We start from the raw sequence: 21765 nt of genomic DNA on the forward strand, positions 1-21765 counted from the left end.
CTTACCCTCCGAACAGCTTGCTGAAGAAGCCCTTCTTCTCGACGTTGGTGAAGCGCATCGGGCGTTCTTCGCCGAGGATGCGCGCGACGGCGTCTTCATAGGCCTGGCCGGCAGCGGATTCGACATCCAGGATGACCGGCTCGCCTTTGTTGGAGGCGTTGAGCACGTCGCCCGATTCCGGAATCACGCCGATCGCCTTCAGGCCGAGGACTTCCTCGACGTCGGCGATGCTCAGCATCTCGCCGCTTTCCACGCGCAGCGGGGTGTAGCGGGTCAGCAGCAGGAAGGCCGGCACGTCCTGGCCGGATTCGGCCTTGTGGGTCTTCGAATCGAGCAGGCCGATGATGCGGTCGGAGTCGCGCACCGACGACACTTCCGGGTTCACCACCACCACCGCGCGGTCGGCGAAGTACATCGCCAGGAAGGCGCCCTTCTCGATGCCGGCCGGGGAGTCGCAGATGATGTAGTCGAAGCCGTCGGCGGCCAGGTCCTTCAGGACCTTGCCCACGCCTTCCTGGGTCAGTGCGTCCTTGTCGCGGGTCTGCGAGGCCGCCAGCACGTACAGGTTGTCGAAGCGCTTGTCCTTGATCAGGGCCTGCTTGAGGGTGGCTTCGCCGTGCACGACGTTGACGAAGTCGTACACCACGCGGCGTTCGCAGCCCATGATCAGGTCGAGGTTGCGCAGGCCGACGTCGAAGTCGATCACCGCCACCTTCTTGCCGCGCCGCGCCAGGCCGCAGGCCAGGCTCGCGCTGGAAGTGGTCTTGCCGACGCCGCCCTTGCCGGAGGTGACTACGATGATTTCAGCCAAAGGACTTCTCCTGGTTCTGCATGAGTTTGGTGCTGCGTCAGTCCAGCGCAGCGATCTTGATCTGGTCCTGTTCCAGCCACACCTGGACGGCCTTGCCGCGCAGGTTGTCCGGAACATCGTCCAGTACCTTGTAGTGGCCGGCAATGGCCACCAGTTCCGCATGGAAATCACGGCAGAAGATGCGTGCCGCGGTGTTGCCCTGGGCCCCTGCCAGCGCGCGGCCGCGCAGGGTGCCGTAGATATGGATGCTGCCATCGGCGATGACCTCGGCGCCGGCGCCGACAGTGGCCATCACGGTCAGGTCGCAGTTTTCCGCGTACAGCTGCTGGCCCGAACGCACGTTGCCCAGCTGCATGCGGCCCGGCTGCGGTGCAGCGGCGTCGGCCACCTTGGCCACCGGCGTCGCCGGAGCTGGCTTCGGTTCGGCACGGGCTGCCCGGCGCGGTTCCGGTGCGGGCGGCGGCGGGGCCGGTTCGCCCTCGGCACGCTCGTACTGCGCGCGGAACTTGGCCAGCAGCGGCAGGCCGAGCTGCTGGGAGAGCAGGTCGACCGCGCTGGTGCCGTAGGCCAGCGCCACCGGCAGCACCCCGGCGCTGCGCAGGCCGTCGACCAGCGCCTGCGCGGTGGCCACGTCCGGCACCTGGCTCAGGCCGCCGAAGTCGAGGATCACCGCGGCGCGGCCGAACAGCTTCGGTGCGCGGGTCACGCGCTCGCGCATTTCCTGCACGAGGCGTTCGACATCAAGGGTACGGATGCGCAGGTTGGCGATGCCCACCTGGCCGATCTTCAGTTCACCGGCCTGTTCGTAATCGAAATTCACCGCCACGCTCAGGTCCCCGTCGGCCGCTGTGCCTGCGCCGGCAGCTGCCGGGCGCGTGTCCATGCCACATCCGGCAGCTTGTCGCCGTAGGTCTCCTGGACCCACGGGTAGCTGCACAGTTCCTTGGCCAGCATGCTGGCGCGCACATCGACCTGCGGCATGGTGTTCTGGCCCAGCTCGCGGAAGCCGAAGCTGCCGTGGAAGAGCAGGGCGGCATCGGCGCCATGGTCGAGGAAGACTTCGCAGGTCATCTGCGGGTAGCGCAGCTCGGCGAAGCTCTGCGCGTCGGCGTAGAACGCACGCCCGACGCCACCGCCACGACGGCGGCTGGCGACCACGATGCGGTCGATATAGAAGAACGGGGTGTCCAGCTGCTGCTTGAACCAGGCGAAATTGCTGCTGTCGTGCTGGCTGTCGCTGCCGAAGCCGATCAGGAAGCCGGCCAGGTTGCCGTCGCGCTCGGCGACGCGGAAATACTCAGCGGTTTCATAGAACAGGCGCAGGCGGGCCGCATCCAGGGGAAGGATGGCCAGGCCAGCGTTGTTGTTCAAAGCCAGGACGGAATCGAGCTCGTGCTCGCGCACGTCGCGGATGACAATCGACATTGTGACTCCGTGGGGTAACGCGGTTGGTCCATCAAGGGACCCTGCGCACGATTATTGCATGCCCGGGGTGGGCTGCGGCATGAACAGGCGACCGGGCAGGCATGACTTCCGTGGGGTGCGGTGCGCAGGCGCGGCCCGTAGAGTGCTGGCATGTTGGGAGTCCTCAGCCATACCCGCGTCCTCCGCCTGGCCGGCCTGTTCACCTGGGTCATGGTCGGCCTGCCCCTGGCGTACTCGCAGTTCGAGAACCTGCACAGCCGCGGTGACATGGGCGGCTGGGCGATCCTGTTGTTCGTCGCCTACCTGTCCTTCGGCACGGCCTACTACTGGTTGACCCGCATCCTGCGCAGCGACAGCCACACCAGCTGGCTGGACCGCGGCCTGCTGCTGTTGCTGACGGTCTCGGCGCTGGGGGTCAGTTTCCTCAGCGGTTCGGGCCTGGGCAGCATCCTGATGATGGTGGCCGCCGGGGTCATTCCGTGGATGCTGTCGGTACGGCTGGGGGTGCTGTGGCTGCTGGTCAGCCAGCTGGCGGTGGCGCCGGTCTATTACCTGCTGCTGCGCTTCCCGCTGTTCGAAGCGGTGATGCAGTCGCTGCTGTACGGCGGCTTCTCCATGTTCATCTTCGTGACCAGCCTGGTTGCACGGCAGCAGACCGAGGCCCGCGACGAGCAGCGCCGGCTCAATTCGGAGCTGCGTGCCACCCGCGCCCTGCTGGCCGAGAGCGCGCGGGTCAACGAGCGCACCCGCATTTCGCGCGAGCTGCACGACCTGCTGGGCCATCAGCTGACTGCGCTGACCCTGAACCTGGAGGTCGCCGGCCACCTGGCCGAGGGCCAGGCGCTGGACCACGTGAAGCGCTCGCACGCGCTGGCCAAGCTGCTGCTGGGCAATGTGCGCGAGGTGGTCAGCCAGCTGCGCGAGACCGGCGCGATCGATCTGGCCGCGGCGCTGCGCCCGCTGACCGAGAACGTGCCCTCGCTGGATATCCAGCTGGAGATCGAGGATCCGTTGAACGTGGAAGACCCGCAGCGGGCCCACGTGCTGCTGCGCTGTACCCAGGAGATCATTACCAACGCGGTGCGCCACGCCGGCGCCCGCCACCTGTGGATCAAGGTGTACCGTGAAGCCCCCGACCGGGTGGTGGTGGAGGCCCGCGACGACGGCGTCGGCGCGGATATGGTCAATGTAGGCAATGGCTTGCGCGGCATGCGCGAGCGCCTGCAACAATGTGGTGGCCAGCTGCAGATCGAAACCCGTCCCGGAGAAGGCTTCCGGCTGCGGGCGACGGTGCCGGCAACGGTGCTGGTGGCGGCCCTTACCAAGGTTCCTGAAGGAGTGCGTTGATGATTCGCGTCTGCCTGGTCGACGACCAAACCCTGGTGCGGCAGGGAATCCGCTCCCTGCTGGCGCTCGACGACGGCATCGAGGTGGTGGCCGAGGCCGGCGACGGCCGGCAGGCGGTCGAGCTGATACCGCAGGTGCGCCCCGACGTGGTGCTGATGGACATGCGCATGCCGGTGATGTCCGGTCTGGAGGCACTGCAGGTGCTGTCGCGGCAGGAACAGCTGCCGCCGACCATCATCCTCACCACGTTCGACGATGACCAGCTGGTGCTGGCCGGGCTCAAGGCCGGTGCCAAGGGCTACCTGCTCAAGGATGTCACCCTGGCGCAGCTGGTCGGTGCCATCCGTACCGTGGCCGACGGCGGTTCGCTGGTGCAGCCGGCGGTGACCCAGCGCCTGCTGTCCGGCCTGGAGCACATGCGCAACGAGTTCGTCAGCCTGGACCGCCCGGACCCGCTGACCGACCGCGAGACCGAGATCCTGCGGCTGATGGCCAGCGGCTTCTCCAACAAGGAGATCGCCAATTCGCTGGGCGTGGCCGAAGGCACCATCAAGAACCACGTGTCCAACATCCTGTCCAAGCTGGGCGTGCGCGACCGTACGCGTGCCGTACTGAAGGCGTTCGAACTCCAGCTGGTCTGAAGAAAATCGTTCAAGTACAAAGACTTGGGTCGTAGTTACGGGTTCCTGCCAAGGTTGCCCCCTACTTGCCGGGTAGCGGTATGCGTTACCCTTCGAATTCTTTGTCCATACAAATACGCAGCCGGCAGGGAAACCGGTGCGCCAATCCCGATAAACAATGCCCGCGAAGCCTGCTAGGATTGGCGCTTCGCTTCAATCAACCCGGCCGTGGGATCGGCCCCGGAGACTCTCTGAATGACCCGTATTATCGAGTTCCTGATCGCCTTGGGGATCGTGGCTGGCCTGTTCGTCATCATTGGCGTATGTCTGCCGGGCGAGCGTCACATCACCGAAAGCATCGAGACCAACCGCAAGATGACGATCGTGTACGACACGGTCAGCAGCCTGCGCCGCTTCAAGGACTGGAACCCGCTGGTACTGCGCGATCCCGCCGTTGAACTGAAGCTGTCCGGCCCGGCCTCCGGTACCGGTGCCACCCTCGACTTCACCTCCAAGGAGCTGGGCACCGGTTCCTGGAAGATCACCGAAGCCGAAGAGAACAAGCGTGTTGTGATCGCCATCGAAGACGCCACCAAGGGTCACGACAAGGTCACCACCTTCAACCTGGAGCCGACCGGCAAGGGCGGTCGCAACGTCAAGATCACCCAGGACTACTCGGTGAAGTACGGCTTCGACCTGTTCGGCCGTTACGCCGGCCTGTATGTCAGCCGCCAGATCGGCGACGACATCAAGCTGGGCCTGTCGCGCATCGCCAACATGCTCGCAACCGTGCCGAACGTGGACTACCGCACGCCGGAAGCCCCGCTGACCGACCTGGCCATCGTTGAAGTGCCGGCCGAGAACCTGCTGGTGGTCAACGCCGGCAACGTGGACCGCGGTCAGGACACCATCACCAAGTCCATCAAGGACAACCAGGAGTGGATCAAGCGCGTGATGGAGGCCAATGGCCTTGAAGCCGCCGGCCCGTTCCGCATCATCACCACCGACTTCGGCCAGGAGAAGTACGCCTTCGACATCGCCCAGCCGGTGAAGAAGAAGGGTGCTGAAGGTGCTGCTGCCGACGAGCTGACCGTCAAGATCGACGGCGGCGCTCCGGTCAAGTACGTGCACGTTGCTCCGCACCGTTCGGCGCATGCGGCCTACACCGGCCACATGGCGGGTCTGGACGTGGCCCGCAACGGCCTGCGTGCCTGGGCCGTGACTTCGGGCAACGAAGTCATCGACCGCCCGTACGAAACCTGGAAGGACGGCATCGACAAGTCGTTCACCCCGGAAGCGACCTACGACATCTACTGGGCCGTCAAGTAAGCCTCGGCTGACCCATGTAGTGTTGGACACGAAAACGCGCCGCTCATTGCGGCGCGTTTTTTTTGATCCGGCGCCCGGCAAGGGGCGCTGCGCAAGGAGCCCCCATGTTCAATCTCGAACGTCGTGCACGTAAGCCGTCCCTGCTCGCCTGCCTGGGGGCGCTGCTGGCCGCTGCCTCGATCGGCCTGTCCGCCTACGCCTCGCATGGCGTGGCCGATCCGCTGGCGCAGCAGCACCTGAACATGGCGGCGCTGTACGCGTTCGCGCATGGTGCGGTACTGGTGGCACTCGGGCCGCGCGCGCACGGGGCGATCGCACACCTGGCGCTGTACGTGCTGCTGCTGGGTGTGCTGTTGTTTTCAGGCAGCCTGGTGGGCGGGGCGCTGTGGCAGTGGCCGACGCGGATGGCGCCGATCGGTGGCACCAGCATAATGGCCGGCTGGGTGGTGCTGGCGATCAATGCGTTGAGGCGGTGACGGCAATCCGGGTACAGCCGAGCATGGCTCGGCACGACATGGGGGCGTTGCGCGGCAGCTGCTGTAGAGCCGAGCCATGCTCGGCTTCGAGCGAAGCGGCCCGCTTTTGTCTTCGCTCTCTCGTTCCATTCCGCGTGCGGGCGCCACGAGGGGCTCAGCTGTTGGCCGGCCTCCAGCACCAGTGCCAGGGTTCGTAGACGATGCCGTGCGGGTTGTCGCGTGGGTAGCTCAGATGGAAGCCATGCCCGCCGGCATGCACCTGCAGCCAGGCGAACGCGTCGGTGGCTTCAAATGATTCCTCGGCCGGGGCGTCGCCCGGTGTGCCGATGTCCAGCGCGTGGCCGCTGTGGTGTTCGCTGAAACCCGGGGCGGCATTGACCTTCAGGATCTCCGCCACGCTCAGGCCGCGCGCCAGTTTCCGTTCAAAGATGCCCAGCTGGTAGGCATGGCTGCGGAAGCCGGAGATCGCGTCCAGCGCAATGCCATCCCGTGCCGCGTGCAGTCGCATCCGTCGCCAGCCCTGCGCGGCGCCACGGCGCAGCCATAGCGGCCGGGCGAAGCGGTCGCGGCCGGCAAAATGCAGCAGGCACGGTTCGGGCTCCAGCGGCAGGCCGCTGTCGTCGGCGTAGCGCTGCGGGTCCAGGCCGAGCTGCTGCAGGCGCTGCTGCAGCCCGGCCAGCGGCAGCCACTGTTCCTGCAGCGCAGCGCCGAACGGACGTGCCGCCGCTGCATCGAGCAGCGCCAGTGCGTCCTCGGCCCCGGGCTCGCGCGGCAGGCGTGGCACCAGCGAATGCACGCCATGCGTCGTTACCGCCGCCAGGTAGCGGCCATCGCGCTTGCGCCGCAGCACCCACTGTGCCTGCGACAGCAGGCGGGCATCCAGGTTGCTTCGTGCGCGCAGCAGATGGGCGGGCCACAGCTCGATGGCCTCGGTATTGATCAGCAGGGGGGCGCGTCGTTGCATCGCCGCAGCTTACCGCCGAGGCGCCGGTGCGGCCACCTTGCGCAGTGCGTCCAGCAGCACCTGCGGCCGCTCCAGGCTGAGCAGCAGCGTGCTGCCATCGCTGACCGGCAGGGCGAGAACGCGCGTGCGGTCGGTGACCAGCGCGAACCCCTTGCCGCCGCCCTGCAGGCGGAAGTGGCCGGAATAGAAGCCCGGCATCGCATAGCCATTGGTCTTGAAACGAATGCCATAGCGGCGGTCACGCTGCAGGTCGACCACCTCGGCCTGGTCCAGCCGCAGCTGTGCCACCGGAACGCGGCGGCGGTACATCGTCGAGCGCACGTCCAGCACGTCGTCGGCCAGTTCCACCCGGCGGCGGAAGAACGCCGCGCCCAACCCGATGCCGAGCGCGGCGATCACCAGCAGACTCCAGGCGGCACTGCCGCCCATCCGGAACCAGGGCGGCGACAGCGTTACTTCGATCCAGGGCGCCGTGGCCGGTGCCTTGTACAACTGCGCATACAGGCAGGCCACGAAGGCGGCGAGCAGGGGCAGCACGATCCACAGCACGCGCAACGGCGAACTCTCGGCCACCTCGTACTGCTTTGGATCGCTGGCACCCATGGCTCAGGCCTCCTTCTTGAATACCAGCATCGCCGGGCGCATCGGTGCGGGGATGATGATGTTGACCAGCTCCCAGCCCAGTTGGCCCTGGCGGCTCAGTTCGCTCTGGATGTCCTCGGCCTTGAGCTGGCCCATCATGGACGTCTTGACCTCGATCGTCTGGTAGCTCCAGTGCTTGCTCATTCCTTGTCCCCCGAAGATGGCGTGGGTTTCGGCAGGCGTCCTGCCTTGCGCAGGGCGTCGCGCAGCACGTATTCGATCTGTGCGTTGAGGCTGCGCAGCTCGTCGTCAGCCCAGCGTTGCGCGGCGGCCAGGACGTCGGCATTGATGCGCAGCGGGTAGGCTTTCTTCTCACTCATGCAAGCTCCTGGCGGGGTGGTGGGGCACCCCGTTGCGAGGGTGGTTCAGTACAGCGAACCGGCGTTGACGATCGGCTGGGTACCGCGGTCCGAGCACAGCACGGTCAGCAGGTTGCTGACCATGTGCGCCTTGCGTTCTTCATCCAGCTGCACCACGCCGTTCTTCTGCAGTTCGGCCAGGGCCATTTCAACCATGCCCACCGCACCGGCCACGATGCGCGTGCGTGCGGCGATCACCGCGTTGGCCTGCTGACGCTGCAGCATCGCCTGGGCGATTTCGGCGGCGTAGGCGAGATGGCTGATGCGTGCGTCGATCACCTGCACGCCGGCGTCGGCCAGGCGTTCGGCCAGCTCGTTCTTCAGGTGCTGGGAGATCTCGCTGGCATGGCTGCGCAGGGCCAGCTGGCCGTCTTCGTGCTGGTCGTAGGGATAGCTGGTGGCCATCGCACGCAGCGCCGATTCGGACTGGATGTGCACGAAGCTCTCGTAGTCGTCCACGTTGTAGACGGCCTCGGAGGCGTCGACCACCTGCCAGACGATCACCGCGGCGATCTCGATCGGGCTGCCGTCCAGCTCGTTGACTTTCAGCTTGCCGCTCTCGAAGTTGCGCACGCGCTGGCTGACCCGGCGCTTGGCAAAGAAGGGGTTGTTCCAGCGCAGGCCGTTGTCCTTCACCGTGCCCACGTACTTGCCGAACAGGCTAAGGACCGCCGCCTGGTTGGGCTGGATGGTGTACAGACCGGCCAGGATGAACACGCCCAGCGCCACCAGCAGGGCGCCCAGCAGCATCAGCAGCAGGCTGGGCGAGCCGGTGCTGGCCTTGGCTGCCACGCCCACCACGAACAGGGCGGAGCCGGCGAGGCCGACGAGCAGGGCGCCGACCAGCGTGCCGAGGCCGTTGAGGGAAGACAGCGACTTCTCTTTCATGGCGGTACGTCCTTGAGGGTTCAAATTTAAGATATCAAAGTGATATCACCTGTCCACTACCGTTCGTCGGATGCCATGGTCAGGGTGCCCGGCCAGCTAGAATGCCCTCCCGCCTTCACATCGCTGCTGGAACCGCCATGGCCAAGCTTGGAACGCCGTTGTCCCCCTCCGCCACCCGCGTGCTGCTGCTGGGCTCGGGCGAACTCGGCAAGGAGGTGGCCATCGAGCTGCAGCGGCTGGGCGTGGAGGTGATCGCCGCTGATCGCTATGCCGACGCCCCGGCCATGCAGGTCGCGCACCGCTCGCACGTGATCGACATGCTCGATGCGATGGCGCTGCGGGCGCTGATCGCCCAGGAGCAGCCGCACCTGGTGGTGCCGGAAATCGAGGCCATCCACACCGAGACCCTGGTCCAGCTGGAACAGGAGCAGGGCCTGCGGGTGATCCCGACCGCGCGCGCCGCACGCCTGACCATGGATCGCGAAGGCATCCGTCGCCTGGCCGCCGAAACCCTGGGCCTGCCGACCTCGCCGTACCGCTTCGTCGATACCGAGGCCGAATACCGTGCTGCCGTCGCCGCCATCGGCCTGCCGTGCGTGGTCAAGCCGGTGATGTCGTCCTCGGGCAAGGGCCAGAGCACCCTGCGCAGCGAGGCGGACATCGCCCCGGCCTGGGACTACGCGCAGACCGGTGGCCGCGCCGGTGCCGGCCGCTGCATCGTCGAAGGCTTCATCGATTTCGATTACGAGATCACCCTGCTGACCGTGCGCCATGCCGGTGGCACCTCGTTCTGTGCGCCGATCGGCCATCTGCAGAAGGATGGCGACTACCGCGAAAGCTGGCAGCCGCAGCCGATGTCGAGCGCGGCACTGGCACGTGCCGAGGAGATCTCACGTGCGATCACCGACGACCTTGGCGGCTGGGGCCTGTTCGGCGTGGAGCTGTTCGTGAAGGGCGACGAAGTGTGGTTCAGCGAAGTGTCGCCGCGCCCGCACGACACCGGCCTGGTGACGCTGGTATCGCAGGAGTTGAGCGAGTTCGCGCTGCATGCGCGCGCCATCCTCGGCCTGCCGATCCCGGTGATCCGCCAGAGCGGCCCGTCGGCGTCGTGCGCGCTGTTGGCACACGGCGAGGGCGTGCCGTACTTCAACAACGTCGCCGCTGCATTGCAGGTGCCGGATACTGCCGTACGCCTGTTCGGCAAGCCGAGCGTGCATGGCCATCGCCGCGTCGGTGTCACCCTGGCGCGCGCGGAAACCATCGACGAGGCGCGCGCCATCGCGCGAGATGCCGCCGACGCCATCGGCGTCGAACTGCGCCCGTAAAGCAAAAAGGGGACGGAGGGGATTAAGTCGTTTGTGCCACAAACGACTTAATCCCCTCCGTCCCCTTTTCAGGGCCGTCGACTCTACCGCACGTCCACCCACACCAGGTGGTGGTCGCTGCCGTCGGCGATCTTCGCTTCCGGGCTTTCATTGGCCGGCCAGAAGATACCGCTGCCGACATATTCGAAACCGGTCGAGGGCAGTACGTAGTCCAGGCGCATGGTGCCGGACTTCGGGCCGAAATCGCCGGTGGCATGGAACGGTGCGCCCTTGCGCTCGATGCCCTTGGCCGCATAGGCCAGGCTGGTCTGCTCGCCACCGACGCTGCGCGGGGTGGGGTAGCGCAGCACGCGGGCGTTCTCGATCAGTTCGACGATCGCCTCATGGCGGCCATCGCCATCGACCGGGTCGTTGTTGAGGTCGCCGAGGATCACGAAGCGCGCGTCCTGGGCCAGGCCGCCGCACTGACCCTTGTCGTCGCACAGCCATGGCTTGTCACCCTTGGACAGGTATTCCTGCCACAGGCGCAGTTCGTCATGGTTGCGCGCCGCGTTGCGCTTTTCCGGGCCGTCGAACACCGGCGGGGTCGGGTGCGACACCAGCGCGTGCACCACGCCGGCCGGGGTCTTCACCGGCACGTCCCAATGCGACTTCGACGACAGGCGCAGCTGCGACCACACATGGTCGTTGTAGAAGCTCTGGCCGGTACGTGGGTCGATCGGGCGGATCGCGCCGGGCATCGCGCTCCACTTCAGTAGCTGGAAGCTGCGCACCCTGGCTTCGTCGATCGGGTAGCGCGACAGCACCAGCATGCCGTACTGGCCCGGGTGCAGGCCGTAGCCCCAGGCATCGTTGCCGCGGCTGCGGCCTTCGCCACCGACCACGCCGTTGTTGTCCAGGTCCAGGCCGCTGGGCACGCCGGTGTTGACCGGTGCCAGATAGCGGTAGGCGAAGTGCAGCGGTTTGCCGCCACCGGGCTGGGCGACCTCCAGGTAGCGCTTCTGGAACAGGTCGGCGGCGCGATGGGCGTCGTCGAAGTCGAATTCGTTCAGCAGCACCAGGTCCGGGCGCACCTGCTGCAGCACTGCGGCGATCTTGCGCGCGTGTTCGCTGTCGCCTTCCAGCTCCTTGATCAGGCCACCGGCGTCATCGGAGTACAGCGAGGTGTTGTAGGTGGCCAGGCGCAGCGCAGCGGACGGCTTTTCGGTCATCGCAGGGGACGTGGCGAAGGCAGGGGCGGTGGCGCCGCAGAGCAGGGCCAGGGCGAGGATCAGGGGATGGCGGCGGGTCATGTTCATGGGCCGTATTGTGCACCCGGCCCGGTGTCAGCGGTTTGTCAGCGCCCGTCCAGATCCTTGTCGAAATCGTGCCAGCGGCGGCCATCGTAGGCTTCCAGCGGATGGAAGCGGCGCTTGTAGTCCATCTTCTGGTGGCCGCGGATCCAGTAGCCCAGATACACGTGCGGCAGCCCCTCTCGGCGTGCCCACTCGATCTGCTGCAGGATCGCGAAGGTGCCCAGCCCGCGCGCGGGGTGGTCCGGGTCGAAGAAGGTGTAGACCGCCGACAGGCCGTGCTCGGTGACGTCGGTCACCGCTACCCCCAGCAGCTGGCTGGGCTGGCCGTCGTGGCCGGGCAGGCGCATCTCCATGAAGCGGGTGTGCGACCAGCTGCCGATCAGGAACTGCTCGAACTCGTGCGGGCCGTGGTCGTCCATGCCGCCGTTGGCATGGCGGTGGGTGAGGTAGCGGTGGTACAGCGCGAACAGGTCATCGCGGGCGGTGGCGGCGGTGATCCGCACCTCCAGGTCGTCATTGCGGGTGGCACAGCGGCGCTGGCTGCGGTCCGGGGCGAAGCGGGCCACCGGGATGCGCACCGCCACGCAGGCCTGGCAGTGCGCGCAATGCGGCCGGTAGACCAGGTCGCCGCTGCGGCGGAAGCCCCAGCTCAGTGCCAGTGGATAGAGCGCGCCGAGGCGGCGGTCGTTCGGGTCCAGCACCAGGTCGCGTGCCACCCGGTCCGACCAGTACCCGCAGGGGTGCTCGCCGGTCTGGAAAAGTCGCAGTTCGTCGTCTCTGTCGCCATGTATCGCCATGGGCACAGCATAGCCCCAGGTTGTCGCAGTGGCGGCGACTGTCCGCCGGATGAATGGAATCGGCAGTAGCGTCAACCGACGTCGCGCCCGGGCGTTGTTGTCCCCCGAGGGTGAAGTGATCACCCCGACGCTGTTCCCATTCCCAGGAGTGACCTCATGATCCGTACCCCCCTGCTGCTGGCCCTGCTGCTCGGCACCTCCGCATCCGGTATCGCGCTGGCGGCCGACACCCCGGCCACGCCGGCACCGCGCCCGGCCAAGCTGGACACCAACGGTGACGGCGTGATCGACCGCAGCGAGGCGGCCGCCAACCCGCGCCTGGCCGCGAAGTTCGACGAGCTGGACAAGAACAAGGACGGCAAGCTCTCGCGCGACGAGCTGCCGCGCTGGCAGCATGGCCGTCGTGGCCACGGCGGTGAGCGCTGGGCCGCGCTGGACGTCAACAAGGATGGCCGCATCAGCCGCGAGGAAGCCAAGGCCGATCCGCGCCTGGCCGCGCGCTTCGACCAGCTTGATCTGAACAAGGACGGCTACCTGGACAAGGCCGACCGCGAGCTGCGCATGAAGCAGCATCGTGATGCCTGGTTCGCCGCCGCCGACACCAACAAGGACGGCCAGCTGAGCAAGGCCGAGTTTGATGCGGCCAAGGGCCCGATGCATGGAGGCCCGCGCCATGGCGGTCCGCGCGACGGCGGCGCACCGAAGCCGCAGCGCTGAGGGTCAATGCAGTGATGACGACAACGCCGGCGGCACTGCCGGCGTTGTCCGTTACAAGCGGCCGCTGCGCATCAGCGAGTACGCCACAAGCGCAATGACCATCAGGTTCATGGCGATGATGGCGGTGCGGCCGTACATCGATTCGAACTTCCAGTTGATGCCGGTTCGCCCGCGCCGCGCCGAATCGCGCGCGATCATCGGTGCCATCACCCGCTGCAGCGTCACCAGGCACTGGTAGTTGACCACGCCCAACCCGACCGCCAGCACCGTCAGCTGCGTCCAGACCGGTGCCTGCAGCACCACAGCCAGCAGGATCGCCAGGCACCAGAACATGCCGGTGGTGATGTTGAGGTAGAGGAAGCGGCGCACATCGGCCCGCTCTGCCGCAGTTTCGGTGTACGACATCAGGAAGCGCCCGCCGAGGTAGCTGCCGATCGCGCCACCCACCACGCCGCCGATCACCGCCCCCCAGCTTTCGGCCGGCAGCACATGCAACTGGCCCAGGGTGGCGGTCAACGAGCCCATCGCGGTTCCACCGGCAACGCTGGCGCCGCCGAGGCCGAGCTTGCTGCCGCCGATGCCGACGCCGGTGCCGAGCAGCACCGCTGCACTGGCGGTGCCGGGTGCGGCCACCAGCACCATCGACACCACGGCGGTGGCGAATGCGGCGCTTGGTGCACTACTGCGCGCGAATTCGCCGAAGCGCTGCAGCAGGCCTTCGCGCACCAGGGCACGTGCACGCGACAGGCGCTTGCGCACGGCCGCATCGCTGAGCCCGAGCAGGTCGGCGACCTGCTGCGAGCGCTGTCCTTCGCGGTAGTACAGCAACAGGACTTCGCGGCTGTCAGCGGGCAGGGCGGAGATGATGTCCTCGGCGGCGATCTCCTCTTCCACCCGCTGCAGGCGATCAGCCGCACCTGGGGCCGGGTCGGCGGCCATGCCCATCGCCACCTCCGCGGCCTCGCCGGTCAGCGGCCGGCCACGTTGCGCACGCAGCCAGTCGCGGGCCAGGTTGCGGGTGATCTGCCGCAGCCACGGCAGGAAGCTGGTCGCGCTGCGCAGCTGGTGCAGCTGCTGCCAGCCCTTCACGAAGGCCTCCTGGGCGATGTCCTCGCTGGCCTGGCGGTCGCGGGTGATGGCCAGGGCGATGGCGGTGACCGTGTTCTGGCAGGCCAGCACGATACGGCCGTAGGCGTGCTGGCAACCGCTGGCGGCGGCGGGCAGTTCGCGTTCCAGGGTCTGGTCGATCGATGCGGCGAACGTCGTCATGGCGGCGGCTCTCCTGCTGGGATTGTGTCCCATGACGGAGCCGCGCGCCCAATGTGACCGACTTTCTGTGCTGACAAAAAAGGGACGGAGGGGATTAAGTCGTTTGTGCCACAAACGACTTAATCCCCTCCGTCCCCTTTTTGCAGTTGCCGGCCAGCGGCGGGTACGACCCGTGAGTTACTTCGATGGCTGGATGCGGACCCGGACTTCTTCCTCTTCCGGTGCGGCCTGCGGGGCCGGTTGCGCCTGCTGCGGCTGGGCCTGCGGGGCAGGGGCCGGTGCTGCCGGGGCCGGGGCACCGCGATGGCGCAGGCCGATCACCAGCGCCACGCCGGCGATCACCACCAGCAGGGCGATGCGGATGCGCCAGGCCCAGCTGCGGCCGCCGCTGCCCTGTTCCGGCGTGTCGCGGAAGGCGAACTCGGCGGTCGGATGGTCGCGGCGGGTGGTGTCGAGCAGGCGCGCCTCACGCAGGATCTCGCGTGCACGCGGCTGGTCGTCGGCGCGCACGATCCATACCGCCGGGTAGGCGTTGGCGTTGCCGAGGTCGGTATAGCTGAACTGGCCGCGGCGACGGGTCTTGTACGAGCGCCCGTTGGTCACCTTGACGTCGATGCCATGCCCGCGCAGGAGCTCGGCCACGCCTTCGACGGTTTCCACGCGCTGGCTGCTGAAGATCTGGCGCATGGGTTTACTCCTTGGCCGGCACGGCGGCCGCGGCAGCCTGGTCGGGAACCACGCGGATCAGGCCCTCCTGCGCGGTGCTGGCCACCAGCACACCATTGCGGGTGAAGAACTGGCCGCGGGCCAGGCCGCGCGAATCCTGCGCGCTGGGGCTGTCCAGCGAGTACAGCAGCCAGTCGTCGGCACGGAACGGGCGGTGGAACCAGATCGCGTGGTCGAGCGAGGCCATCTGCACGTGCGGGTGGTAGTAGCTGATGCCGTGCGGGAACGTCGCCGTGCCCAGCAGGTGGAAGTCCGAGGCATAGGCCAGCAGGGCCTGGTGCAGTTCCGGAGCATCGCCGACCGGCTCGCTCAGGCGCAGCCACACCTGGTGGTAGGGCGGGCGCTTGGGCGGGTTCAGTTCGTCGCGCGGGTAGACGTGGCGGAATTCGAACGGGCCGCCGCGCGACAGCCAGCGCTGCACCTTGATCGGCAGCCGCTCCAGCACTTCGGCCGGCAGCGGCCGGTTCGGTTCGATGTCTTCCGGCTGCGGCACTTCGGGCATCTTGTGCTGGTGCTCGGCGCCGGTCTCGGCCTGCTGGAACGATGCCGCGCAGAAGAAGATCACCTTGCCGTGCTGGATCGCGGTGACCCGGCGCACCGAGAAGCTGCCGCCGTCGCGGGTACGGTCCACGTCGTAGACGATCGGGTGGTCGATGTTGCCGGCGCGCAGGAAATAGGCGTGCAGCGAGTGCACGTGGCGGCCGTTGTCGACCGTGGCCTGTGCCGCGGCCAGCGCCTGGCCCAGCACCTGCCCGCCGAACACGTACTTGGTGCCGATGTCGCGGCTCTGCCCGCGGAACAGGTTGTCCTCCAGCCGCTCCAGCGTGAGCAGGTCGATCAGCTCGGAGACGACGGGTTCGGGCGTGTCGTTCAAGGGGGCGGCCACAGCAGTGAAAGAGGGCCTGATTATACCGGTCAGGGGTCAGATCCCTTTCGCCCGGCGAAAGGGATCTGACCCCGGGCGGGGCAACCGCTATTTGCCCAGCCGTGCGACCAGCGCCTGCAGGGCGTTCTGTGCGTCCGGGGCGAACCAGGCCTCGACGAAGCGGTCGAGCTGGATCAGGTCCGGCTGCAGCGCCACGTGCAGGTCGGCGCGGGCGATGGCGCGGGTCAGCAGCATCGGCTGGCGCGGCTGCCTGAGCAGGTCCTGCAGCCAGGCAATCGCGCGTGCCACCACCAGGTCCCCCTCTGCCAGCTCATCCACCAGGCCGATCTGCACCGCCTGTTCGGCCGGTACCAGCGAACCGGTGGTCAGCAGCACGCCGGCGCGGTGCACGCCCACCGCACGGCGCAGCAGTCGCTGGATGCCCTCCGGCGCGATCAGGCCCACCTGCACCTCGTTCAGGCCGATGGCATATGGCCGCGACGGATCGGCGCTGCGGGCCATCACCCGGTAGTCGCAGCACAGGGCCAGCACGCAGCCGCCCGCCGGGGCGTGGCCGGTGATCGCCGCGACCACCGGGATGCGGCTCTCGGCCAGCGTGCGTACGGCGCCAAAGAAGGCGTTCCAGGTGTCCAGCAGCTTGTGCTTGTCATCGCCATGCGAGAGCAGGTGCGGCACGTCCATGCCGCCGGTGAAGATGCGCTCGCTGCCCGACAGCACGATGCCGTGCGCGTCTTCGGCCATGGCCAGCTCGATGGCATGGATCAACTGCCGGCACAGGTCGGTGTCCAGTGCGTTGACCGGCGGCCGCGCCAGGCGCAGTTCGCGGATGGGGCCATGGTTGATCACCTCGATGAGCGTCGTCATGCTGCGGTCTCGTTGCGAAGAAGGAACCTGGGCGATGATAACCAAACCATTCGTTGGCGTACTGTGGCTTCTGTGTGCGGCCGCAGCATCGGCCTCGGCGGCGGAATCGGGCTGCGTCACGGTGGATCAGGGCTGGGCGCGGTTGCCACCGAATCCGGCAATGCCGATGACCGCTGGCTACGGCGTCATCCACAACGGCTGCGGCAAGGCGGTGGTGATCACCGGCGCGACCAGCAGCAGCTTCAATGATGTGTCGCTGCACGAAACCACGATCACGGATGGGGTCAGCCGGATGCGCGCGATCGAGCGCCTGCCGCTGGCGCCGGGTGCACGTGCCGAGCTCAAGCCCGGTGGCCTGCACCTGATGCTGATGCAGGGCAAGGGCGCGCTGAAGGAGGGGCAGGCGGTGCCGCTACGGCTGCAGCTGGAAGGCGGCGGCGAAGCAAGTGCGACGCTGGCCGTACGCAAGGCTGCGCCGTAGCGGGATGGTCGTGCCGGCCGCTGGCCGGCAGCACGGGCAATGCCGGCCAGCGGCCGGCACTACCACAGGGCCTTACGACCAGTCGTACGAGAACAGCACGGTGCGGCTTTCCGGCTCGTACAGCATCACGATCGCATCGGCGCCGGTGGCGCACCAGTTGTAGCCGGCTACGCCGGCCACGGCGAAGAACTTGTTGCCGTTGCGGGTGATGATCACCGTTTCGGCATCGTCCGCAGCGTTTGGGTCATCGGCAGCGTCGGTGAAGCCCAGTTCGAAGGCCGCGGGAATCTCCGCGGTCTCGGTCCAGTTGCCGAAGCCTATCGGTCCGCCCAGCGTATCCAGGTAGTCGCGTTCGCTGGCCTCACCCTTGCCGTAGCGCGAGTAGCAGGCGAGACGGCCGTGCGCGGCATGGTAATCGCGGGCCTTGGCGTAGCTGTCGCGCATCTGCGCGATGTGCTCCTGCGCATCCTTGTCCTGCACCGCCTCGCCGATGAAATAGCCCTCATTGCCGAGGAAGCGCATCTCGTTGCCGGCGGTCAGTTCGAAGGCGATCCAGTTGGTGCCGGTGAAATCGTTGTGGTGTTCTTCGGTGGTCTCGCCGATGCAGCCGTCGTACGGCTCGATCGGGCACAGCATCGTCGCCACCTGGCCGGCCAGTTCCGGCCGCAGCACGCCCAGGTCAATCTTCAGCAGCGGCAGCAGGTGCTGGCCGAGCCAGGCCTGGTCGGCGGGAAAGACGTCGGTGGGGAAGGGGACCATGCCGGGCAGCAGGTCGCGCAGTTCAGTCTGGTGGATCATGTCAGTCCATTGAATGGGATCGGTAGTGCCGGCCGCTGGCCGGCAACCTCATTGCTGCCAAAGCGTGCCGACCAAGGTCGGCACCTACCAGGGCGCGTCAGGTGGAGGCGCTGCGGATCGCCTCCGGCAGCGGCGCGCTCTTGCCGGTCTGCGTATCCATCCACACCACCACCACGTTGCCGTCGGAATACAGCTTCGACGCGTCCTGCTGGTCGACGATGCGGTGGCCGATGGTCACGCTGCTGTTGCCCAGGCGCTCGACGAACAGCTCGACCAGTATGTCGTTGGGCCACACGATCGGCAGCCGGTAATTGACGTTGGTCGCGGCCACCACCGGTGCGATGCGGTCGGTCATCGATACGCCGTCCACGCCCAGCATCCAGCGCACGCGCGCTTCTTCCAGGTAGGAAATGTACTTGGCGTTGTTGACGTGGCCCATGCTGTCCATGTCACGCCAGCGCACGCTGATCGGGATGCGGGCCAGGATCTTGTGTTCGCTGCTCATCAGGCGTCCTTCTTCTTCGATGTGCTCTTGCTGGCCTTGCCGGTGCTCTTGGCGGCCGCGGCCTTCTTGGCAACCTTGGCCGGCTTCTCAGGCTTCACCTTGCGTGGCGGGCGGGCGTCGGGCTTGTTGGCCACGGCGGCCGGCTGTTCCGGGCGCGCGCTGGTGGACGGCAGCATGCGCGCCAGGAACTGGCCGGTATACGACTGCGGACAGGCCGCCACGTCTTCCGGCGTGCCGGTGACCAGGATGGTGCCACCGCGGTGGCCGCCTTCCGGACCCAGGTCGACGATCCAGTCGGCGGTCTTGATCACGTCCAGGTTGTGCTCGATCACCACCACCGTGTTGCCTTCGTCGCGCAGCTTGTGCAGCACGCCCAGCAGCGCTTCGATGTCGTGGAAGTGCAGGCCGGTGGTCGGTTCGTCGAGGATGTACAGGGTGCGGCCGGTATCGCGGCGCGACAGTTCCTTGGACAGCTTCACGCGCTGTGCTTCACCACCGGACAGCGTGGTCGCGCTCTGGCCCAGTTTGATGTAGCTCAAGCCGACGTCGACCAGGGTTTCCAGCTTGCGTGCGATCGACGGCACCGGTTCGAACAGCTTCAGTGCATCCTCGACGGTCATTTCCAGCACGTCGTTGATGTTGAAGCCCTTGTACAGGATCTCGAGCGTCTCGCGGTTGTAGCGCTTGCCATGGCAGACGTCGCAGGGCACGTACACGTCCGGCAGGAAGTGCATCTCCACCTTGATCAGGCCGTCGCCCTGGCAGGCTTCGCAGCGGCCACCGCGCACGTTGAAGCTGAAACGGCCCGGCGAATAGCCACGCGCACGCGCTTCGGGCACCTGTGCGAACAGTTCGCGCAGGGGGGTGAACAGGCCGGTGTAGGTGGCCGGGTTCGAACGCGGGGTGCGGCCGATCGGCGACTGGTCGATGTCCACCACCTTGTCGAACAGGTCCAGGCCATCGATCTCCTTGTACGGGGCGATCGGGTGCGAGGAACCGTTGATCTCGTTGGCGGCCAGCGAGAACAGGGTGTCGTTGATCAGGGTGGACTTGCCGGAGCCGGACACACCGGTCACGCAGGTCAGCAGGCCCGACGGAATCGCCAGGTCCACGCCCTTGAGGTTGTTGCCGCTGGCCCCGCGCAGGTGCAGGGTCATCTTCGGGTTCGGCTTGTGCCGGCGCGCGGGGATCTCGATCGCGCGCTTGCCCGACAGGTACTGGCCGGTCAGCGAGCGCGGTGCCTCCAGGATGTCCTGCAGGGTGCCCTGGCCGACGATCTCGCCGCCATGCACGCCCGCGCCCGGGCCGATGTCCAGCACGTAGTCGGCCAGGCGGATCGCATCCTCGTCATGCTCGACCACGATCACCGTGTTGCCGAGGTCGCGCAGGCGGGTGAGGGTGCCGAGCAGGCGCTCGTTGTCGCGCTGGTGCAGGCCGATCGACGGCTCGTCGAGCACGTACATCACGCCGACCAGGCCGGCGCCGATCTGGCTGGCCAGGCGGATGCGCTGTGCCTCGCCACCGGACAGGGTGTCGGCCTTGCGTTCCAGGGTCAGGTAATCCAGGCCCACATCGACCAGGAAGCCGAGGCGCTCACCGATTTCCTTGACGATCTTCGCGGCGATCTCGCCACGCCAGCCCGGCAGGCTCAGTTCGCTGAAGAACTTCAGCGCCTCGTCGATCGGCAGCACCACCAGCTCCGGCAGCGGGCGGTCGGCCACGAACACGTTGCGTGCCGCCTTGTTCAGGCGCGCGCCATGGCATTCCGGGCACGGCTGTTCGCTGATGTACTTGGACAGCTCTTCGCGCACCGCCGGCGATTCGGTTTCCTTGTAGCGGCGCTCGAGGTTGGGAATGATGCCCTCGAAGCGGTGCTTGCGCTGGGTGCGGCCACCGGCTTCGGTGAAGTAGGTGAAGGTGATCGCCTCATCGCCGCTGCCGTACAGCACGGCCTGCTGCACGTTCTGCGGCAGCGAGTTCCATGCCGCGTCGACGTCGAACCGGTAGTGCTTGGCCAGCGAGGCGATCAGCTGGAAGTAATAGGCGTTGCGGCGGTCCCAGCCGCGCACCGCGCCGGCGGCCAGCGACAGCTCGGGATGCACCACCACGCGCGAAGGATCGAAGAATTCGGCCATGCCCAGGCCGTCGCAGCCGGGGCACGCGCCCATCGGTGCGTTGAACGAGAACAGGCGCGGTTCCAGCTCCGGCAGCGAGTAATCGCAGACCGGACAGGAGTACTTGGAGGAGAACAGCGTCGGCGAAGCGTCGGCACTGTCCAGGCTCTGCACCGACGCCATGCCGTCGCCCAGCTTCAGCGCGGTTTCGAAGCTCTCGGCCAGACGCTGCTTGATGTCCTCGCGCGGGCGGAAGCGGTCGATCACCGCCTCGATGGTGTGCTTCTGGCGCAGCGCCAGCGGCGGCACCGCATCGATTTCATGCAGCTCGCCGTCCACGCGCACGCGCACGAAACCCTGCGCGCGCAGCTGGTCGAACACCTGGGCATGCTCGCCCTTGCGGTCGCGGATGACCGGGGCCAGCAGCATGTAGCGCTGTTCCGGGTCCAGGGTCAGCACCTGGTCGACCATCTGGCTGACCGTCTGCGCCTCCAGCGGATAGCCGTGGTCCGGGCAGCGCGGGGTGCCGACGCGGGCGTACAGCAGGCGCAGGTAGTCGTAGATCTCGGTGATCGTGCCGACCGTCGAACGCGGGTTGTGCGAGGTCGACTTCTGCTCGATCGAGATCGCCGGGGACAGGCCCTCGATGTGGTCCAGGTCCGGCTTTTCCATCACGCTCAGGAACTGGCGCGCATAGGCCGACAGCGACTCGACATAGCGGCGCTGGCCTTCTGCATAGATGGTGTCGAACGCCAGCGAGGACTTGCCCGAGCCGGACAGGCCGGTGATCACGATCAGCTTGTCGCGGGGCAGGTCGAGGTCGAGGTTCTTCAGGTTGTGCGTCCGCGCGCCGCGGATGCGGATGAAATCCATCGCCATGGGGGATCCGGTTGTGGGGGCGTTGGCTGGGTGCCGGGCCAGCAGGGAACGGCAATCGGTCAGCCTACCGAGGTGACCAGATGGGGGCAATGGGCGACAATGCCAGCCCGATGTCTCATCTGGTGAGACAGGCCGTCAGGCAGGGGTCAGATCCCTTTTCACGGGGTGAAAAGGGATCTGACCCCGTTCCGGAGCCGTCCCCCCCCGCGGCGTTCGGGGGTTGACTTGACCCGCGCCCGCTGATCTGC

Annotated in this window: 24 protein-coding genes; 7 read left to right on the forward strand and 17 right to left on the reverse strand. The window is 67.2% G+C overall.

Translation table 11 applies throughout. The annotated features are described in order from the left end of the window. Window position 1: 1 nt before the first annotated feature. The 3 genes from minD to AC5P56_RS19345 are packed head-to-tail and all read right to left on the reverse strand — an operon-like array spanning window position 2 to window position 2236. Window positions 2–811: a septum site-determining protein MinD gene (gene minD / locus AC5P56_RS19335; RefSeq protein ID WP_005415682.1), complete on the reverse strand. Its 810-nt coding sequence runs from the start codon at window positions 809–811 to the stop codon at window positions 2–4. 37 nt (window positions 812–848) lie between these two features. Next, entirely contained in the window at window positions 849–1694 is an 846-nt protein-coding gene (gene minC / locus AC5P56_RS19340; protein WP_046429497.1) for a septum site-determining protein MinC, read from the reverse strand. Next, the gene (locus AC5P56_RS19345; RefSeq protein WP_014036357.1) at window positions 1640–2236 is read right to left on the reverse strand and encodes a GNAT family N-acetyltransferase; all 597 of its coding nucleotides are present in this window, start codon (window positions 2234–2236) and stop codon (window positions 1640–1642) included. The genes minC and AC5P56_RS19345 overlap by 55 nt, the downstream gene beginning before the upstream one ends. Window positions 2237–2386: 150 nt before the next feature. Between AC5P56_RS19345 and AC5P56_RS19350 the strand changes: the two genes are divergently transcribed. The 4 genes from AC5P56_RS19350 (at window position 2387) to AC5P56_RS19365 (ending at window position 6008) form a co-directional block, all read left to right on the forward strand. Next, window positions 2387–3583: a sensor histidine kinase gene (locus AC5P56_RS19350; protein WP_032961359.1), complete on the forward strand. Its 1197-nt coding sequence runs from the start codon at window positions 2387–2389 to the stop codon at window positions 3581–3583. Next, the gene (locus AC5P56_RS19355; RefSeq protein ID WP_006424175.1) at window positions 3583–4224 is read left to right on the forward strand and encodes a response regulator; all 642 of its coding nucleotides are present in this window, start codon (window positions 3583–3585) and stop codon (window positions 4222–4224) included. Before AC5P56_RS19350 ends, AC5P56_RS19355 begins: the two co-directional genes overlap by 1 nt. Window positions 4225–4458: 234 nt before the next feature. Beyond that, the gene (locus tag AC5P56_RS19360; RefSeq protein ID WP_049406424.1) at window positions 4459–5532 is read left to right on the forward strand and encodes a polyketide cyclase; all 1074 of its coding nucleotides are present in this window, start codon (window positions 4459–4461) and stop codon (window positions 5530–5532) included. A gap of 104 nt (window positions 5533–5636) precedes the next feature. Further along, window positions 5637–6008: a DUF423 domain-containing protein gene (locus AC5P56_RS19365; RefSeq protein ID WP_134808623.1), complete on the forward strand. Its 372-nt coding sequence runs from the start codon at window positions 5637–5639 to the stop codon at window positions 6006–6008. Window positions 6009–6162: 154 nt separating this feature from the next. On the opposite strand, the gene AC5P56_RS19370 is transcribed toward AC5P56_RS19365, so the two are convergent. Genes AC5P56_RS19370 through AC5P56_RS19390 form a run of 5 tightly spaced genes read right to left on the reverse strand, consistent with a single transcriptional unit; the run spans window position 6163 to window position 8861 of the window. Then, window positions 6163–6972: a M15 family metallopeptidase gene (locus AC5P56_RS19370; RefSeq protein ID WP_140222747.1), complete on the reverse strand. Its 810-nt coding sequence runs from the start codon at window positions 6970–6972 to the stop codon at window positions 6163–6165. Between the two features lie 9 nt (window positions 6973–6981). Continuing rightward, entirely contained in the window at window positions 6982–7575 is a 594-nt protein-coding gene (locus tag AC5P56_RS19375; RefSeq protein ID WP_014646358.1) for a PH domain-containing protein, read from the reverse strand. A 3-nt stretch (window positions 7576–7578) separates the two neighbouring features. After that, window positions 7579–7758, reverse strand: a complete 180-nt coding sequence (locus AC5P56_RS19380) for a DUF4177 domain-containing protein (RefSeq protein WP_495231864.1) — start codon at window positions 7756–7758, stop codon at window positions 7579–7581. Beyond that, complete coding sequence (locus AC5P56_RS19385) at window positions 7755–7934, reverse strand: type II toxin-antitoxin system antitoxin (RefSeq protein ID WP_014646360.1); 180 nt, start codon at window positions 7932–7934, stop codon at window positions 7755–7757. The genes AC5P56_RS19380 and AC5P56_RS19385 overlap by 4 nt, the downstream gene beginning before the upstream one ends. Before the next feature lie 45 nt (window positions 7935–7979). Further along, entirely contained in the window at window positions 7980–8861 is an 882-nt protein-coding gene (locus tag AC5P56_RS19390; protein ID WP_495231865.1) for an SPFH domain-containing protein, read from the reverse strand. A 137-nt stretch (window positions 8862–8998) separates the two neighbouring features. Here AC5P56_RS19390 and purT point away from each other — a divergent pair, with 137 nt between their 5' ends. Beyond that, on the forward strand, window positions 8999–10186 hold the full coding sequence (purT, locus tag AC5P56_RS19395) for a formate-dependent phosphoribosylglycinamide formyltransferase (protein WP_014646362.1): 1188 nt from the start codon (window positions 8999–9001) through the stop codon (window positions 10184–10186). An 83-nt stretch (window positions 10187–10269) separates the two neighbouring features. Here purT and AC5P56_RS19400 read toward each other — a convergent pair whose 3' ends face one another. Together AC5P56_RS19400 and AC5P56_RS19405 are read right to left on the reverse strand one after the other, a co-directional pair. Further along, the gene (locus tag AC5P56_RS19400; RefSeq protein WP_075076119.1) at window positions 10270–11484 is read right to left on the reverse strand and encodes an endonuclease/exonuclease/phosphatase family protein; all 1215 of its coding nucleotides are present in this window, start codon (window positions 11482–11484) and stop codon (window positions 10270–10272) included. A gap of 38 nt (window positions 11485–11522) precedes the next feature. Further along, a complete protein-coding gene (locus AC5P56_RS19405) occupies window positions 11523–12278 on the reverse strand; it encodes an arginyltransferase (RefSeq protein WP_046429513.1) in 756 nt (251 codons plus the stop codon). A gap of 156 nt (window positions 12279–12434) precedes the next feature. Here AC5P56_RS19405 and AC5P56_RS19410 point away from each other — a divergent pair, with 156 nt between their 5' ends. After that, window positions 12435–12995 (forward strand): EF-hand domain-containing protein, encoded by a 561-nt coding sequence (locus tag AC5P56_RS19410; RefSeq protein WP_014646365.1) that lies wholly within the window; start codon window positions 12435–12437, stop codon window positions 12993–12995. A 51-nt stretch (window positions 12996–13046) separates the two neighbouring features. Here the strand turns inward: AC5P56_RS19410 and AC5P56_RS19415 are convergent, their stop codons facing one another. The 4 genes from AC5P56_RS19415 to AC5P56_RS19430 all read right to left on the reverse strand — a co-directional run bounded on the left by AC5P56_RS19415 (window position 13047) and on the right by AC5P56_RS19430 (window position 16740). Next, entirely contained in the window at window positions 13047–14264 is a 1218-nt protein-coding gene (locus tag AC5P56_RS19415; RefSeq protein WP_111205857.1) for an RNA polymerase sigma factor, read from the reverse strand. Window positions 14265–14441: 177 nt separating this feature from the next. Next, complete coding sequence (locus AC5P56_RS19420) at window positions 14442–14951, reverse strand: pathogenicity-like protein (protein ID WP_053494920.1); 510 nt, start codon at window positions 14949–14951, stop codon at window positions 14442–14444. Between the two features lie 4 nt (window positions 14952–14955). Further along, entirely contained in the window at window positions 14956–15876 is a 921-nt protein-coding gene (gene tesB / locus AC5P56_RS19425) for an acyl-CoA thioesterase II (protein ID WP_005408551.1), read from the reverse strand. An 87-nt stretch (window positions 15877–15963) separates the two neighbouring features. Continuing rightward, a complete protein-coding gene (locus AC5P56_RS19430) occupies window positions 15964–16740 on the reverse strand; it encodes an enoyl-CoA hydratase/isomerase family protein (RefSeq protein WP_014646368.1) in 777 nt (258 codons plus the stop codon). A gap of 34 nt (window positions 16741–16774) precedes the next feature. Here AC5P56_RS19430 and AC5P56_RS19435 point away from each other — a divergent pair, with 34 nt between their 5' ends. Beyond that, window positions 16775–17221: a copper chaperone PCu(A)C gene (locus AC5P56_RS19435; protein WP_041863160.1), complete on the forward strand. Its 447-nt coding sequence runs from the start codon at window positions 16775–16777 to the stop codon at window positions 17219–17221. Window positions 17222–17293: 72 nt separating this feature from the next. Here the strand turns inward: AC5P56_RS19435 and AC5P56_RS19440 are convergent, their stop codons facing one another. The 3 genes from AC5P56_RS19440 to uvrA all read right to left on the reverse strand — a co-directional run bounded on the left by AC5P56_RS19440 (window position 17294) and on the right by uvrA (window position 21517). Further along, window positions 17294–18019, reverse strand: coding sequence for a hypothetical protein (locus AC5P56_RS19440; RefSeq protein WP_014646370.1), 726 nt, complete (start codon window positions 18017–18019; stop codon window positions 17294–17296). Between the two features lie 97 nt (window positions 18020–18116). Next, window positions 18117–18524 carry an acyl-CoA thioesterase gene (locus tag AC5P56_RS19445; RefSeq protein WP_032956469.1) on the reverse strand — a complete coding sequence of 136 codons (408 nt, stop codon included), beginning with the start codon at window positions 18522–18524 and terminating at the stop codon, window positions 18117–18119. Next, complete coding sequence (uvrA, locus tag AC5P56_RS19450) at window positions 18524–21517, reverse strand: excinuclease ABC subunit UvrA (protein WP_049441204.1); 2994 nt, start codon at window positions 21515–21517, stop codon at window positions 18524–18526. Before uvrA ends, AC5P56_RS19445 begins: the two co-directional genes overlap by 1 nt. Window positions 21518–21765 lie beyond the last annotated feature (248 nt).

It is taken from the genome of Stenotrophomonas sp. YJH_SMC_131 (genome assembly GCF_059367975.1).